Below are 14,944 nucleotides of genomic sequence, written 5' to 3' on the forward strand. Positions count from 1 at the left end.
CAACCATTCGTTAAGATTCGGTTGGGTGGACGTCCCATCCTCGGTGTCGTCCCGGCGAAGGCCGGGACCCATAGCCGCAGTGAGAAGTTGTTGCGCTCGCTGATGGCTCCGAGTTTTCGCCAAACCACTCCCTGTGGCTATGGGTCCCGGATCGGCGCTCCACTTCGCTGCGCTTGTCCGGGACGACAGCTGAACGCGCGGCGCCAGCAGCGCATTCATTCCAAATTCGTATTGAACTCGTACGACTTCTCCCGCCCGACCAGCGTGAACTTCAGCGCAGCACCGTCGGCCTTGGCGCCCGGCGGCAGTCCGTCAAGTTCGAAAGAAAACCGCTTCACGCCCGGTGGGCTGGGCTCGACCGGTGCCGGGATGGGCAACGCCCAATCGGGCGTCGGGCCTTCCACGTAGAGATTGACGGTGTGCGCATCCGGCGCGACCACGTCGACGACGACATTCTTGGGCCCGTCACGCTTGACGTCGCGGATGGTGAGCGGGTTGGGATCGCCGATGGTCGCAGGCTTGGGCACGGTGTCGAGCGCTGCACGCAGATTGGCGTCCTCGGTCGAGGCGACGCTGTTGAAGCCAAGCTCGGCGCGGGCCTCGACCGGAATGCAAAGCTTTTCGCACACCGCATAATTGATCTCGGCGCGCAACGTCACCGGCTTGTCCGCCGCCTTGGCGATGATGCGCAAGGGCAGCACGATCTGGTCGTGATAGCCGATCGAATGGCCGCCCGCGCCGTCGTCGAATTTCTGCGGGGCCGGCCACATCACCGTCACCGCTTCGACATTGTCAGATTTCGAGAAATCGAAGCGCGGCGGAACGCCGGAATCGCCCGGCATGCGCCAATAGGTTTTCCAGCCGGGCTGGATCTGGAAGGCGATACCGCCGAGCAGGACGGCGCCGCTGCGCGATCCCGCCAGCAACCGCACCGCGGAATGTCCGTCGCGCTGCCACGGCGATGCGTCGTCGGCATGGGCCGCAAGCGCCAGCGACGACGCGAGCAGGGTTGTCGCGACGCCAATCGCCGCACGCCGGGGAACTCTTGTCAGCATGGTACGTCTTTACAGGGTCGCCCCGCGGCAAACCATTGAATTGCTTGTGATGGATGCACTTGAATCAAGTCCCTGCAAGCCTTGATTTGACAGCCGGCCGGCCCGACATCAGGATAGGAATTGAAACCGGAGTGCTTCACCGATGGCTCCCACAGGCAAGAGGACGGGCGAAAGCACCCGCAAGTCAGCCCCCGCGCTCCCGAGTTCGGCGGGCTATCTCGACGGCCAGCTGTTGATCGCCATGCCCGTGATGGGCGACGAGCGCTTCGAGCGCTCGGTGATCTATCTCTGCGCCCACTCCGCCGAGGGTGCGATGGGCATCATCGTCAACCACCCGGCCGGCAGCATCGACTTCCCCGAGCTGTTGCAGCAGCTCGGCATCATCAACAAGGGCGAGCACATCAAGCTGCCGGAGAACGCCGAAAGCATGAAGGTGCTGCGCGGCGGTCCGGTCGATACCGGCCGCGGCTTCGTGCTGCATTCCAGCGATTTCTACATCGAGAACGCGACGCTCCGGATCGACGACGGCGTCTGCCTCACCGCGACTGTCGACATCCTGCGTGCGATCGCCAACGGCTCCGGCCCCAAGCACGCCATCCTCGCGCTCGGCTATGCAGGCTGGGCGCCGGGCCAGCTCGAGACCGAAATCCAGAGCAATGGCTGGCTGCATTGCGACGCGGATTCGGATTTGATCTTCGGCGACGACGTCGACGAAAAATACGGGCGCGCACTGCGCAAGATCGGCATCGATCCCGGCATGCTGTCGAACGAGGCGGGCCACGCGTAGCCTTGTATGTCGTCCCGGCGAAGGCCGGGACCCATAACCACCGAACGAGGTTTGGCGATGATTCGGAGTTATCAGATTCGTCCGATAACTTCGTCTCTGGAATATGGGCCCCGGCCTTCGCCTGGCGCAGGCCGGGGCGACAAAAAGCTACTCCGCCGCCTGCTGCTGCACCGTCGGCTCCGTGCCCGCCACCGTCGCGCGGCGCATGTCGCGAGGCTGCGACTGGTCGTAGCGGCGGACACGGTGCACGGTCTGGCGGTTGTCCCACATCACGAGGTCATGCAGCGTCCATTTGTGGACGTAGACGAACTCGCTTTGCGTCGCGTGCTCGTTGAGATCGCGCAGCAGCAGCCGGCCCTCGGGGACGCTCATGCTGACGATCTTGCCGGCATGCGATGAGAGATAGAGCGACTTGCGGCGATGGATGGGATGGGTACGCACGAGCCGTTGCAGCACCGGCTTGAACATCGCCTTCTCGTCGTCGGTGTATTCGGTGAAGCCGAGCGATCCCCGCGAATACATCAGAGAGTGCTCGCAGACGAGGTCCTCGATCTCCGCCTTGGTCTCGTCGTCGAGCGCGTCATAGGCCGCGCGCATGTCGGCGAATTCGGTGTTGCCGCCCTTCGGGTTGAGCACGCGCGCCGACAGCAGCGAGAATTTAGCCGGGATGGGGCGGAACGAGCTGTCGGAATGCCAGAGGCAATTGCCGAGGTTGAACAGATGCGCGCGGCTGTCCTTTGCCAGCGGCTTGCCGTCCTTGCCCAGATTGGAAACGTCGTTCAGTCCTGATTGGAGCCGGTAGTCCTTTTCCTTCGTGACAGTGCCGCCGCGCGCGTCCTCGCGCTGGCCGAAATTCAGCGCAAAGGCCATCTGCTGTTCGTCGGTGATGTCCTGGTCGTGGAACACCAGCACCGCATATTTGTCCATGGCGGCTTCGATCTCGCGCGCCTCGGCCTCGGTGAGAGGTTGCCGCAGGTCGAGGCCCGAGACCTCGCCGACAAAATGTTTGTGAAGCTGCCGGATGGCGATCGTCATGGCGTTTTCTCCCGGGCGTGCGAGCGGTTGGTCCCGCTCTGTCGTGGAAAAAGTTACTCCCGTAACAGGCGATGTCAACGCTGGGCGCGCATGGCTGCCCGTAGCCCGGATGGAGCGAAGCGCAATCCGGGGGAGTCTTCCCGCGAGGTGAGAAGCCCGGATTGCGCTGCGCTCCATCCGGGCTACCGCCCTTTGATGCCGCTCACGCGTTGCGCGCCATCAGGCCGCCATCGACGGGGATGACCGCACCGGTGAGGAAGGACGCTGCCGGCAGGCACAGGCTCAGCGTCATGTGCGCGACTTCCTCGGGATCGCCGTAGCGGCCCAGCGCCGTGCGGCGTCTGGCGTAGATGGTCTTGTGCTCTTCCGAGATCCGGTCGGTGATGGCGGTGCGGACCGGCCCCGGGCAGATGCAATTGACGGTGATCCCTTCGCGGCCGAGCTCCACTGCGAGCGAACGGGTGAGGCTGGCGACGCCGCCCTTCGCCGCTGAATAGGGGCTGTGCAATGCGGTGGCGCCGAGCGCCTCGGTCGAGGCGATGTTGACGATGCGTGGGCTGTTCGACTTGCGCAAGTGAGGCAGCGCGGCGCGGATGATGCGCGGATGCGCCGTCAGCATCACCGCGAGGCCCCTGGCCCATGCGTCCTCATAGGCCTCGTCGTCGATCGCGACGCGCACGGAGATGCCGGCATTGTTGACGATGATGTCGAGCCCGCCGAAATGCGCGGCGACGTCGCCGACCACGCGCTTGATCTCATCGCCGTCGGCAACGTCGAGCTTCCAGGCTTTCGCGGCTCCGCCGCTTGCCGCGATCTCGTTCGCGACGGCCAGCGCGCCCTGCTGGTCATAATCGGTGACGGCGACGTTGGCGCCCTCAGCGGCGAACACGCGTGCCGTCGCGCGTCCCATGCCGCTGGCCGCGCCGGTGACGAGAACGGTCAGGCCCTTCACGGATCGGCTGAGCTGCTTGAAATCGGACATGCTGTTTCCTCGTGCCTTGCTTGTTCTTGTTGTGATTGACAAGGCTGGCATCGATCCGCAGACAGGTCAAACAAGCAAGACGATCGGGGAGGCCAGCAATGACGAACGAGCTCGATTTCTCAGGCAAGCAGGTGCTGGTTGTCGGCGGATCCAGCGGCATCGGCAACGGTATTGCGCAAGCCTTTCGTGTCAGGGGCGCGCAAGTTGCGGTCTGCGGCACGCGTGCCCACGCGAAGGAATATTCGCAAGAGGAGGGCTCGGATCTCACCGGTCTCTCCTACGCGCAGCTCGACGTCGGCAATGCCGGAGCGGTCGAAGCGTTCAAGCCGCCGTTCGATCGGCTCGATATTTTGGTGCTCGCGCAGGGTGCGGTGCTCTATCGCCGCGGCGAGTTCGAGATGGCGGGCTTTCGCAAGGTCGTCGAGGTCAATTTGATGAGCCTGATGGCCTGTGCCACGCGCTTTCATTCCATGCTGCGGGACGCGCGGGGATCGCTGATCATGGTGTCCTCGACCGCGGCCTATCATTCCACCATGGGCAATCCCGCTTACAACGCGTCGAAGACCGGCGCGGTCGGATTGACACGGACGCTGGGCGAGGCCTGGGCCGAAGATGGTATCCGCGTCAACGGCATCGCGCCCGGTCTTGTCGATACCAAGATGACCAAGGTCACGACCGACAATCCCAAGCGGCTCGAAGGTGCACTTTCACGCATTCCGCTGCGGCGATTGGGCACGCCGGCTGACATGGCGGGCGCGGCGCTGTTTCTTGCATCGCCGCTGTCGTCCTACATCATCGGCCAGACATTGGTCGTCGACGGCGGGCTTATTCTTTGAGTCCAATTTCAAGTCAGATGGAACTGTGCCGCTCCTGATCGGTTACTTGGGCTGACCCCCGAGGAGGAGCATCATGGATAAGGATCGGATTGTCGGATCGGCCAAGGAATTCGCCGGACGCGCGGAAGGCGCCATCGGAGACATGGCCAGCGATACACAGACACAGGCGTCGGGCAAGGCGCGTGAGGCCGCCGGCACGGTGCAAAATCTCTACGGCCAGGCCAAGGATGCCGTACGTGACGCCACGGACACCGCGGCCAGCTATGCCAAGGACGCCTACGACAAGCCGGCCGAAACCTTGCGCGACGGCTCGCAGGCGATTGCCCAGAAGGTGCAGGACAACCCGCTTGGCGCACTGCTGGTCGCGGGCGGCATCGGCTTTGCCCTCGCGCTGCTGATGGCGCGCCCCGCCCGCCGTCAGCCGCCGCGCTGGCGCTATTACGGCTAGTTGCTGTAACTCGATCTCTCGTGCCCCGGACGCAATGCGGCGTGTAAACGCCGCATTGCTGAGCCGGGGCCGATTCTTTTTGTGACTGTCGGACGTGCTGGGTCCCGGCTCTGCGCAGCAGCGTTTCACGCTGCAGCGTGTCCGGGACACGAGACCTCAGCTTAGAAAAATTATCGGAACACTTCCGCCGATCGCCCGACATTGCCAGGCGGACGCGGGATCGCCGGGTTGGGATTCGGATTGCGCGGCGCCGGTGCCAATTGACGCGGCGGGGGCGGCGGCGAGCCAAAGCCGAAGAAATCGCGCATCGATGGCGCGGCCTGTGCCGGTTGCTGCGGCGCCGGTGGCTTCTTCGGCGCAAGCTTTGGTGGAGCGATCGCTGCGGCCGCACCCGGCGTACCGCCATCGGGCGTCGTCGCGGCGACCGGCGTATCGCCCTTGGCCTGCTCGCGGCCGACTTCGCGGCGCGGCCAGGCATAATCGTCGGCACGGCCGGCGGGCGCAGCCAGTGGCTCGCCCTTCACCATCGTCTTCGCAGCGAGCGCATCGACGGCGGCAGGACGCGAGCCCGGCCCACCTAGCAATTGATCGGTCGAGATCGAGGCCGCAACCAGCGGGACGATCGGGCCGGCCAGCGGCCGCGGCGCGGGCTTGCCGGGTTCGGCACTGGTGTCGGGGGTCGCCGGCTCGCTCGGCAGCGCGATCGGGCCGGAGCGCCCGGCGAGCAGGCGGGTGATCTCGCGCTCGACATAGTGGGCGAGCTTGCGCGCGCCGGGTTTCGTGAAATAGACGCCGTCACCGCTGCGGAGCTGACGGATCTGGCCTTCGAAGTCCGGGCCCTTCTGCAGGAAGCGGCCGGCCTCGTCGACAAAGCCGTCCCAGACGTCGACGTAGGTGATGCCGGCCTTGGCCGCGCCTTCGCGATAGAGCGAATCCAGGAACAGCATGTCCGCGGTGCCCTTGGGACCGCGGATCGCGGGCAGGCCGACCCAGAGCACCGGCACGCCCTTGGACTTGAGGACGTTGGCGAGCTCCTCGATCTTCTTGCCGTAGAGCTCGACCCAGCGCTCGTCGCGGAATTCGTAGAGGCCGTTCGGGTTGCGCGCAGTCTTCTCGGGCGCCGCGACCGCCGGTGCGTCGGCGTTGTCGGCATCATCCTGCGGCAGGTCGGCATCGGCCGGCTTGTCGTCAGGCTTCGCCGCGGTGTCGCCGGGTTTGGCATCGCCGGGCTTGGCCGGTGGTTTGCCGCGTGCGCCCTTGTCGTTCTTTTTGTCCTTGTCCGTCGCCTTGTCCGATTTCTCAGGTGCTGCCGCCTCGCGGATCGCAATGCGGTCGTTGAGGCCGAGCATCACCACGATCACGTCGGGCTTCTCGGTCTCGAGAATGCCCTTCGCAGCAGCGGTCCAGTCCGAGGGCTCACCCTTGGGCTGATACTTGATCAGGCCGGACGTGGTCTTGTGCTTGCGGATCACGCCCATGTCGGGCTGCTCGGTGTAGGCGTCCTCCAGGCCATAGGCGAGCCAGTCGGCCATGGCGTCGCCGATCACCAGCACGTTCCTGTCGGGAATGGTGTCGCGCTTGGCCGGCGCCGGCGCGCGCGAAAAGTCCTGACGCGGTGCTTGCGGCTGTTGCTGCTGGAACGGCGCGAAGAAGTCGCCGCCGAACCATCCGCCGCCTCCACCTCCGCCGTTCCGCGGCGGCGGCGGAGCCGCGCGCTGCGGCGGGCCGCCGAAGCCGGGGAAGTTGAAGAACTGCGCCGAGGCGGGTCCCGCGACCGAGACCAGAATCGCAAGCGCCGTCCCCAGCGCGATCAGCGGGCCGGTCTCGGTCAGCACCTTGAATAGGGACTTCTTCGACATGCGATCTCGGCACGTGCAATGGGGATCGGGACAGGCTCGAATATAATAACGGAATCGGGCGCCAAACGGGCAGATTCTCTTTTCGGATTCTCTTCAGATACTGGGACCCTCGGCCCATACACGGTGAACCGCCGTCCCGGTCAAGGCTGCCGGCCAAAATCCCTGTTCAGGGTTACTTTCAGCGCGATTTTACCGCCCGCGCAGCCTTTCCAGCGCGTCGGAGGAGGCAAATCCGTCCGCGGGGACCCCGATCGAGGCCTGGAAGCTGCGCAGGGCCTCCCGGGTCTGGCCGCCGAACTGGCCGTCCGGGGTGCCCTTGTAGAAGCCGCGCTGGGCCAGAAGCTGCTGCAGTTCCAGCCGCTCGGTGCGGGACAATTCCCGTTCCTGCCGCGGCCAAGGCTGCACGAAGGGCTGGCCGCCGCGGAGGCGATCGGCGAAATGGCCGATCGCCAGCGCATAGGCCTCGGCCGGGTTGTACTTCATGATCACGCGGAAATTCTGCAGCATCAGGAAGCCCGGCCCCTGGGCACCGGCCGGCGCCAGCAGATAGGCCTTCTCGGTTGGATGCGGGAACGGTTGGTTGGCCGGGCGCTTGAGGCCGAGCTTTTCCCATTGCGCCACCGTCATCGCCTTGGCGCGATCCGCCAGCATGTAGTTGAAGCCCTGGGGCACCACGACCTCATAGCCCCAGGTCTGGCCGGCCTGCCAGCCGTCCTTCTTCAGATTGTTGGCGGTCGACGCGATCAGGTCGGAGGGATTGTCGACGACGTCACGCCGGCCGTCACCGTCGCCGTCCACGGCGAAGCGCTTGAACGCGGTCGGCATGAACTGGGTCGGACCGAAGGCGCCGGCCCAGGAACCGCGCAATTGTTCGGGCCTGAGATCGCCGCGGTTGAGGATCTCCAGCGCCGAGAGGAATTCGTCCTTGAAGTAGGCCTGGCGGCGCCCGATGCAGGCGAGCGTCGCGGTCGATTGCAGCACGCTGCGGTCGCCCATCTGCGTCGAGTAGTTGGACTCGATGCCCCAGATCGAGGCGATGATGTAGCGGTCGACGCCGGTGGCTTTTTCAGTGGCGTCGAACTGCGCCTTGTATTTGGCCAGGACCTCGCGGCCCTTGGCGAGGCGGTTGTCGTTCACGAGGATGTCGAGATAATCCCAGATCGACTTGGTGAACTCGGGCTGCGAGTCCATGAGGTCCATGATGCGCAGATCGGGCGCGAGGCCTGCCGTGAAGCGCTGGAAATTTTCCGGCGTGATACCGCGCCGTGCGGCATCGGGCCACATGCCTGCGACGCAATTGTTGAAGTTACCCGCGGCCTCCCGGATCGCGGCGGCTGTCATCAGCGGATGGCCGGAGGCGCCGTCCTCGCCGGTCCAGGGTTGAACTCCCGTTTGAGCGCCGCCGGGCCCGGGCGCTGCTTGCGAAGGCGCCGGGTTCGGGCCGGAGAAAATACCGCCGAACAGATTGGACAGACCGTTCTGAGCCTGTGCGCGGGCGGGAAGCGGGAACAGCAGGGCGGCCGCAATCATCGTCGCACCGATCACGGACCCGCCCCGTTTCGCCAGCTCTGCCATTGATTGCATCATGTCCTCACCCGTCTGGCCAAAATCCGCCCTCAGGAGGCCTGGTTACGGTTGCCAACAGCTTAACAAAGGTGAAATTTTGATGGTGGCCTTTTTCTTAACTCTGTGAGGATGAGGCCCCACATCCGCCTTTGTTGGCGGCTGCAAACAAGCTAGCAAGATGGCATTGCTCCCTTCACGTGTTCCTCAGGTATTCGATCAATCCCATGAAAATCCGCAAAGCCGTATTTCCCGTTGCCGGCCTCGGCACCCGTGTCCTGCCCGCCACCAAGGCGATGCCGAAGGAAATGCTGACGATCGTCGACAAGCCGCTGATCCAGTACGTCTATGACGAGGCCAGGGAAGCCGGCATCGAGCACTTCATCTTCGTCACCGGCCGCAACAAAAGCGTCATCGAAGATCATTTCGACCGGATGTTCGAGCTCGATGCGACGCTGGCCGCGCGCGGCAAGAAGACCGAGCAGGACGTTCTAGCGCAGAACCAGCCCGAAGCCGGCGCCGTCAGCTTCACCCGCCAGCAGGCGCCGCTCGGCCTCGGTCACGCGGTCTGGTGCGCGCGCGACATCGTCGGCAACGAACCGTTCGCGGTCGTGCTGCCCGACGAACTCGTGCTCAATTCGCCCGGCTGCCTGAAGCAGATGATCGACACCGCCAGCAAGCTCGGGGAAAAATCCAACGTCATCGCGGTCGAGCCGGTGCCCGATCATCTGACCCATCAATACGGCATCTGCGGCGTCGGCAAACGCACCGGCAAGATGTTCGAGGTCGACGGCATGGTCGAGAAGCCGGCCAAGGGCACCGCGCCATCCAACCTCTCGATCACCGGCCGCTACATCCTGCAGCCGGAGATCTTCAAGATCCTGGAGACCCAGGAGCGCGGCGCCGGCGGCGAGATCCAGCTCACCGACGCCATGATCGGCCTCGCCAGATCGCAAAAATTTTACGGCGTCGAGTTCGAGGGCGAGCGCCACGATTGCGGCTCCAAGCCCGGCTTCCTCCGCGCCAACATCGCCTACGGCCTGAAGCGGCCGGAACTGCGTGACGGGCTCATTGCGGAAATGAAGAAGTATTTGGGGCAGTAGTCTCTGTCGTCCCGGCCTAGTGCGCAATTGCGCACGGGGGGCCGGGACCCATACCCCCAGGGAGCAGTTTGGCGAAGACTCGTCGTTCGGTACTTCTATCGGTTTGCGATCGATAGACCTCGCGGTATGGGTCCCGGCCTTCGCCGGGACGACACTGAAGTTGTGGCGAGCGACACGCTCCGATGCCGAGACTCACGCCACCAGCGACAGCTTCGGCGGGCTTGCGACCACCGACTGGTTGCGGCCGCCGGCTTTTGCGGCGTAGAGGGCCTTGTCGGCGGCGGCGACCAGGAGCGGCCAGTCCATTCCGGCGGTGGGAACGAGACTCGCGATGCCGCAGGACACCGTCGAGTTCGTGTGGTCGTCGGACCATCCCTGCACCTTGGCGCGGATCTTCTCGGCCACTGTGAGGGCGTCGGTGACCGAAGTACCCGGCAGCAGCACGGCGAATTCCTCGCCGCCATAGCGCGCGGCGCAGTCGCCGGCGCGGCTCACCGAATCGGAAATGCAGATGGCGATGCCGACCAGCACCTGGTCGCCGGCCTGATGGCCGAACGTGTCGTTGTAGGCCTTGAAGTGATCGGCATCGATCATCAAGAGCGCGATCGGCGTCTGCTGCCGCATCGCGCGGCGCCATTCGACGTCGATCACCTGGTCGAACTTGCGGCGGTTCTTCAGGCCGGTGAGCGCGTCGGTCGTCGCCATCTCCTCGAGCTTGCGCTCGGCCTCGGCGCGCCGGCCGATCTCGCGCGCGAGCACCAGCGTCGATGCCAGCATGAACAGGCTGAGCGCCAGGACCACGGCGCCGATGCGGTAGGCTTCCCTCTGCCAGAGCTCGAACACGGCGGCGAGCGGTTTGCCCGCCACCACGAATAGTGGGCTGGTCCCACTGCTGCGGACATAGAGCCGCGGCGTGCCGTCGATCGGCCCCTGTCCGGCGAATGCGCCGCCGACCTTCAGATTATCGGCCTTCCAGACCGGCCGGGCGGCCAGATTCGTGCCGATCACATCGAGATCAAACGGCCGCCGCATCATGACGGTACGGTCGCGCTTGAGCACGGTGATGGTGTCGTCGGGATCGAGGCTCAGCCGCTCGAACAATTCGTGGAAATAGCTGAAGCGGATCGATCCGGCGACGACGCCGAGGAAGCCGCCGTCGGTGTCGCTGATGCGCCGGCTCAGCACGATCGAATAGGCGCCGCGGAACAGCATCGGCCGGCTGATGAAGAGCCCGGCTTGCGGATTATCGCGATGGACCTTGAAGTAATCCTCGTCGATGCGGTTTTCGGCAACGGGATCGAGCGTGGAAGCGTCGATGGTCAGCCTGCCCTCGGCGTCGAACACCTGGATCGCGCCGAAATGCCTCGCCGTGGTCGCATGGTCGAACAGGATGAGCTGACGGATCGGCTTCGAGACCGTGGCGATCTCCGGCAGCAGCATGTTGCTGGCGACCGCCTTGAGGGCCAGGTCGTAGATCTCGATGTTGCGGCTGATGTCGGAGTCGATGGTCGTCGCCAGGTTTTCCAAGGTCTGGCGGGCGAGCGCCTCCTCGCCGTGGCGCATGTCCAGCATGACGTTGACGCAAATGGCGGAAAAGCCGATCACCGTCACCACGGACGAGATGATCAGCAGCTTCGCCGAAAGCCGCCATGGCCGGCGGGCCGTGACGTCGCGCCATCGAGACAACATCGTTTGCTCCCGACATTAGTGAATGCGCCCGAAAGCTTGAGCAGTGTTTAAGCCGGGACGGCGCTGCCGGAATGAGTTAAAAATTGGTTTCCGCGGCTGACGGTTTTGGGCAAAGCGGGACTTCGACCAGCGAAGAGGACAGCGGTGAACGACTACGACGCGTTGCGCGATTATCTGATGCGGCAGAAGCAGGCGGAATTCGTGCTGACCTATGAACAGATCGAAGAGATCATCGGCGCGGCCCTGCCGCGCGCGGCGAATCGTGCCTCATGGTGGGACACTCTGCGCAGCCCGGACATCCAGATGCCGCAGCGCGAAGCCTGCCTCGCCGCGGGCTTCGTGGCGATGCGGATGCCGGACGGCGAGAGCGTGCGGTTCACGAAGCGGAAGAGTGACCGGCGGCGTTGATATCGAGGAGAGGTGCGCTCTTCCTCTCTCCCCCTGTGGGAGAGGGTGGCTCGCCGCGTAGCGGCGAGACGGGTGAGGGGTCTCTGTCCTCACGTCAGCGTTTCAATTCGTAGAGACAACCCCTCATCCGGCGCTTCGCGCCACCTTCTCCCACAAGGGGAGAAGGGGAGAAGGATCAGCTCGCCGCTTCCAGGCGCACTTCCGTGAGCAGGCGCATCGCGGCGTCGGCGTCCATGGGTTCGCCGAAGGCAAATCCTTGCGCGTATTCGCAGCCCATCTGGTAGAGCTCGACCGCGTCGGAATCGGTCTCGGCACCTTCGGCGACCACGTCCATGCCGAGGTCGTGCGCGAGCGCGATGATCGACTTCAGGATCACCGGGCGGGTGCCGCGGGTGGTGGTGCGCACGAAGGATTGGTCGATCTTGATGGTGTCGAACGGGAAGCGCTGCAGATAGGCCAGCGAGGAATGGCCCGTGCCGAAATCGTCGAGCGACAGCCCGGTGCCGAGTTCGCGGATCCGCGTCAGCATCTGCGCCGCGTGCTCCGGATTTTCCATCACCAGCGATTCCGTCAGTTCCAGCTTCAACGTGCCGCGCGCGACAGAGGAGCGCGACAGCACGGTGCGGATGTCGTGGATCAGATCGTGGCGCAGCAATTGCCGCGAGGAGACGTTGACCGATGCGAAGATCGGCTCGCGCGAGCGCATCGCGCGCTGCCAAATCGAGAGCTGCTTGGCGGTCTGGTCGAGCACGAACATGCCCAGGTCGATGATCAGGCCGGTCTCTTCCGCGATGGTGATGAATTCCGACGGCGCCATGCGTCCGAGCTTGGGATGATCCCAGCGCACCAGCGCCTCGAAGCCGGCGACGGAGCGGTCTTCGAGCCGTACGATCGGCTGGTACAGGATCGTGAGCTCCTGCCGCTCGATGGCGCGGCGCAGTTCGCTCTCCAGCGTCAGCCGGTCGGTTTTTCGCGCGCGCATCGCGGACTTGTAGACGTCGATGCGGTCGCCGCCGATGCGCTTGGAGTGATACATCGCGAGCTCGGCGTCCTTGATGATCTCGTCCGTGAGCTGAACCTGCGGATCGGACAAGGCGAGGCCGATCGAGGCGGTGAGAAAGATCTCGCGTTCGTTGAAGGCGATCGGCGCGCGGATGGTCTTGCGGATGGTCTCGGCGAAGGCGGTGATGCGGGCGGGGTCCTGCTCCGAGAGCAGGATCAGGCCGAACTGGTCGCCGGCGAGCCGCGCCAGCGTATCCTGCGGCTTCAGGATGCGGGTGAGGCGGCGGGCCAAGGTCAGCAGGATGGAATCGCCAACCGCGATGCCGACGGAATCGTTGACCTGCTTGAAGCGGTCGAGGTCGATCACCATCAGCGTCGGCCGCAGCGTCGGCATGGTCTTGGCGAAATGCGCGACGGCGCCGAGCCGGTCCATGAACAGCTTTCGGTTGGGCAGGCCGGTGAGATTGTCATGCACGGAATCGTGCAGCAGGCGCTCCTCGGCGTTGCGCAGCTCGGTGACGTCGGTGAGGGTACCGACCACGCGCGAGACCTCGCCGTCGGAGCCGACCACCGGGCGCGCCTTCAGCGCGAACCACATGAAGTGACCGTCCGGCGTGCGCAGGCGGAAATCCTGCACCAGGCGGCCGCGGCGCTGGTCGAGCACGCTGTCGAGCGCGGCGCGGAAACGGTCCTGGTCGAGCGGGTGCAGCACTTCCAGCCAGGACGCGGCCGGGCCTTCCAGTGTGCCGCGCTTGAGGCCGAGCAGGGCCTCGGTCTCGGGGCTGGTGAAGACCTTGTCGGCGGAAACGTCCCAGTCCCAGATCAAATCGCCGGATCCGGCCAGCGCCAGCGCGCGGCGCTCGATGTCGGAGACGACGCCGGTGGTGGCGCCGCCGCCGGCGAACGCATGCTGCATCACCGTGAAGCCGATCAGCATCACGATCAGCACGAGGCCGCCGAGCAGAGCGGGGCCGACGATGTCGTTGGTGACGGAGCCTGCGACGGTCATGCCGGCCGCGACCACCCAGACCACCAGCAGGAACCAGGTCGGGATCAGCAGCACCGCGCGGTCGAAGCCATGGGTGGAGAGATAGACGATCAGCGCGAAGCCGGCGAAGGCAATCAGCACCAGCGAGATGCGCGCGATGCCGGAGGCCACCGCGGGGTCGAACAGGGCCAGCGCAACGAGAGAGCCCAGGAACGCGAGCCAGCCCACCGTGATATGGGAATAGCGCACGTGCCATCGACTGAGATTGAGATAGGCGAACAGGAACACCAGCAGCGTCGCCGCCAGGATCGCCTCACCCGCCGCGCGCCAGATGCGCTCGGCGTTGTTCGACATGTCGAGCACCTTGCCCCAGAAGCCGAAATCGACCCCGATATAGACCAGCACCGCCCAGGCCAGCGCCGCGGCGGCCGGGAACATGATGCTGCCCTTGACCACGAACAGGATGGTCAGCACCAGCGCCAGCAAGCCGGAGATGCCGATCACGATGCCCTGGTACAGCGTGAACGAGTTGACCTTGTCCTTGTAGGATTCCGGCTCCCACAGATAGAGCTGCGGCAGCTTGTCGGTGCGCAGCTCCGCGACGAAGGTGACGACGGCGCCGGGATCGAGGGTGATGCGGAAGACGTCGGCGGTCGGGCTCTCCTGCCGCTCCGGCCGGTCGCCGATCGAGGGCGTGATGGTCGCGATGCGCGACAGCCCGAGATCGGGCCAGAGCAGCCCCGAGGAGACGATGCGATAATGCGGGGCGACGATCAGGCGGTCGAGCTGGTCGTCGGTGTTGTTGGCGAGCGCGAACACCACCCAGTTCTGGCCACCCTCGCGGGCGCGCACCTCGATGCGGCGGACGATGCCGTCGGTGCCGGGCGCGGTGGAGACCTGGATGCGGTCGGCGTCGCTGCGCTGATGCTCGAGCACGCCGGTGAGGTCGATCGCGGGCGCGTCACCGCGGACGCTGACAGCGTCGAGCGCGCGCGCCGGGAACGCGCAGACGAGAATCATGAGGCCCAGCGCTATGGGCGCGAGGCACCTGATCAGACGCAAGGTCAGTTCTCCGCGTTCGACGCAAACTCTTCGGTGCAGGCTCTTCGGTGCACGGCGTTTTCCGAACGGAACAAGGGGGTTCGGTGCGTCGCGATAGATGCCACGAAAGCAAGGAAAATCAAAGGGT

12 protein-coding genes are annotated in these 14,944 nt (G+C 65.2%); 5 read left to right on the forward strand and 7 right to left on the reverse strand.

Translation table 11 applies throughout. The annotated features are described in order from the left end of the window. Positions 1-215 precede the first annotated feature (215 nt). Positions 216-1,055 carry a protein-disulfide reductase DsbD domain-containing protein gene (locus tag BRA471DRAFT_RS06160; RefSeq protein WP_007605476.1) on the reverse strand — a complete coding sequence of 280 codons (840 nt, stop codon included), beginning with the start codon at positions 1,053-1,055 and terminating at the stop codon, positions 216-218. A 142-nt stretch (positions 1,056-1,197) separates the two neighbouring features. Here BRA471DRAFT_RS06160 and BRA471DRAFT_RS06165 point away from each other — a divergent pair, with 142 nt between their 5' ends. After that, on the forward strand, positions 1,198-1,842 hold the full coding sequence (locus BRA471DRAFT_RS06165) for a YqgE/AlgH family protein (RefSeq protein ID WP_007605477.1): 645 nt from the start codon (positions 1,198-1,200) through the stop codon (positions 1,840-1,842). A gap of 147 nt (positions 1,843-1,989) precedes the next feature. Here the strand turns inward: BRA471DRAFT_RS06165 and BRA471DRAFT_RS06170 are convergent, their stop codons facing one another. Both BRA471DRAFT_RS06170 and BRA471DRAFT_RS06175 read right to left on the reverse strand, forming a co-directional pair. Then, on the reverse strand, positions 1,990-2,877 hold the full coding sequence (locus tag BRA471DRAFT_RS06170; RefSeq protein WP_007605479.1) for a TauD/TfdA family dioxygenase: 888 nt from the start codon (positions 2,875-2,877) through the stop codon (positions 1,990-1,992). Positions 2,878-3,079: 202 nt separating this feature from the next. Continuing rightward, a complete protein-coding gene (locus BRA471DRAFT_RS06175) occupies positions 3,080-3,859 on the reverse strand; it encodes an SDR family NAD(P)-dependent oxidoreductase (protein ID WP_007605481.1) in 780 nt (259 codons plus the stop codon). 98 nt (positions 3,860-3,957) lie between these two features. On the opposite strand from BRA471DRAFT_RS06175, the gene BRA471DRAFT_RS06180 reads away from it, so the two are divergent. Then, positions 3,958-4,695 carry an SDR family NAD(P)-dependent oxidoreductase gene (locus BRA471DRAFT_RS06180; protein WP_007605482.1) on the forward strand — a complete coding sequence of 246 codons (738 nt, stop codon included), beginning with the start codon at positions 3,958-3,960 and terminating at the stop codon, positions 4,693-4,695. 73 nt (positions 4,696-4,768) lie between these two features. Further along, entirely contained in the window at positions 4,769-5,143 is a 375-nt protein-coding gene (locus tag BRA471DRAFT_RS06185) for a CsbD family protein (RefSeq protein WP_007605483.1), read from the forward strand. A 170-nt stretch (positions 5,144-5,313) separates the two neighbouring features. Here the strand turns inward: BRA471DRAFT_RS06185 and BRA471DRAFT_RS06190 are convergent, their stop codons facing one another. Both BRA471DRAFT_RS06190 and BRA471DRAFT_RS06195 read right to left on the reverse strand, forming a co-directional pair. After that, complete coding sequence (locus BRA471DRAFT_RS06190) at positions 5,314-7,002, reverse strand: SGNH family hydrolase (protein WP_007605484.1); 1,689 nt, start codon at positions 7,000-7,002, stop codon at positions 5,314-5,316. Positions 7,003-7,191: 189 nt separating this feature from the next. Continuing rightward, positions 7,192-8,589 (reverse strand): lytic murein transglycosylase, encoded by a 1,398-nt coding sequence (locus tag BRA471DRAFT_RS06195; protein ID WP_198287861.1) that lies wholly within the window; start codon positions 8,587-8,589, stop codon positions 7,192-7,194. Between the two features lie 203 nt (positions 8,590-8,792). On the opposite strand from BRA471DRAFT_RS06195, the gene BRA471DRAFT_RS06200 reads away from it, so the two are divergent. Next, on the forward strand, positions 8,793-9,668 hold the full coding sequence (locus BRA471DRAFT_RS06200) for a UTP--glucose-1-phosphate uridylyltransferase (RefSeq protein ID WP_007599884.1): 876 nt from the start codon (positions 8,793-8,795) through the stop codon (positions 9,666-9,668). A 192-nt stretch (positions 9,669-9,860) separates the two neighbouring features. On the opposite strand, the gene BRA471DRAFT_RS06205 is transcribed toward BRA471DRAFT_RS06200, so the two are convergent. Next, the gene (locus BRA471DRAFT_RS06205; protein WP_007605488.1) at positions 9,861-11,357 is read right to left on the reverse strand and encodes a diguanylate cyclase; all 1,497 of its coding nucleotides are present in this window, start codon (positions 11,355-11,357) and stop codon (positions 9,861-9,863) included. A 144-nt stretch (positions 11,358-11,501) separates the two neighbouring features. Here BRA471DRAFT_RS06205 and BRA471DRAFT_RS06210 point away from each other — a divergent pair, with 144 nt between their 5' ends. Next, entirely contained in the window at positions 11,502-11,765 is a 264-nt protein-coding gene (locus tag BRA471DRAFT_RS06210; RefSeq protein ID WP_007605493.1) for a hypothetical protein, read from the forward strand. 175 nt (positions 11,766-11,940) lie between these two features. Here the strand turns inward: BRA471DRAFT_RS06210 and BRA471DRAFT_RS06215 are convergent, their stop codons facing one another. After that, a complete protein-coding gene (locus BRA471DRAFT_RS06215; protein WP_007605498.1) occupies positions 11,941-14,817 on the reverse strand; it encodes an EAL domain-containing protein in 2,877 nt (958 codons plus the stop codon). Positions 14,818-14,944: the final 127 nt, after the last annotated feature.

Source organism: Bradyrhizobium sp. WSM471 (assembly GCF_000244915.1).
Taxonomy (GTDB): domain Bacteria; phylum Pseudomonadota; class Alphaproteobacteria; order Rhizobiales; family Xanthobacteraceae; genus Bradyrhizobium.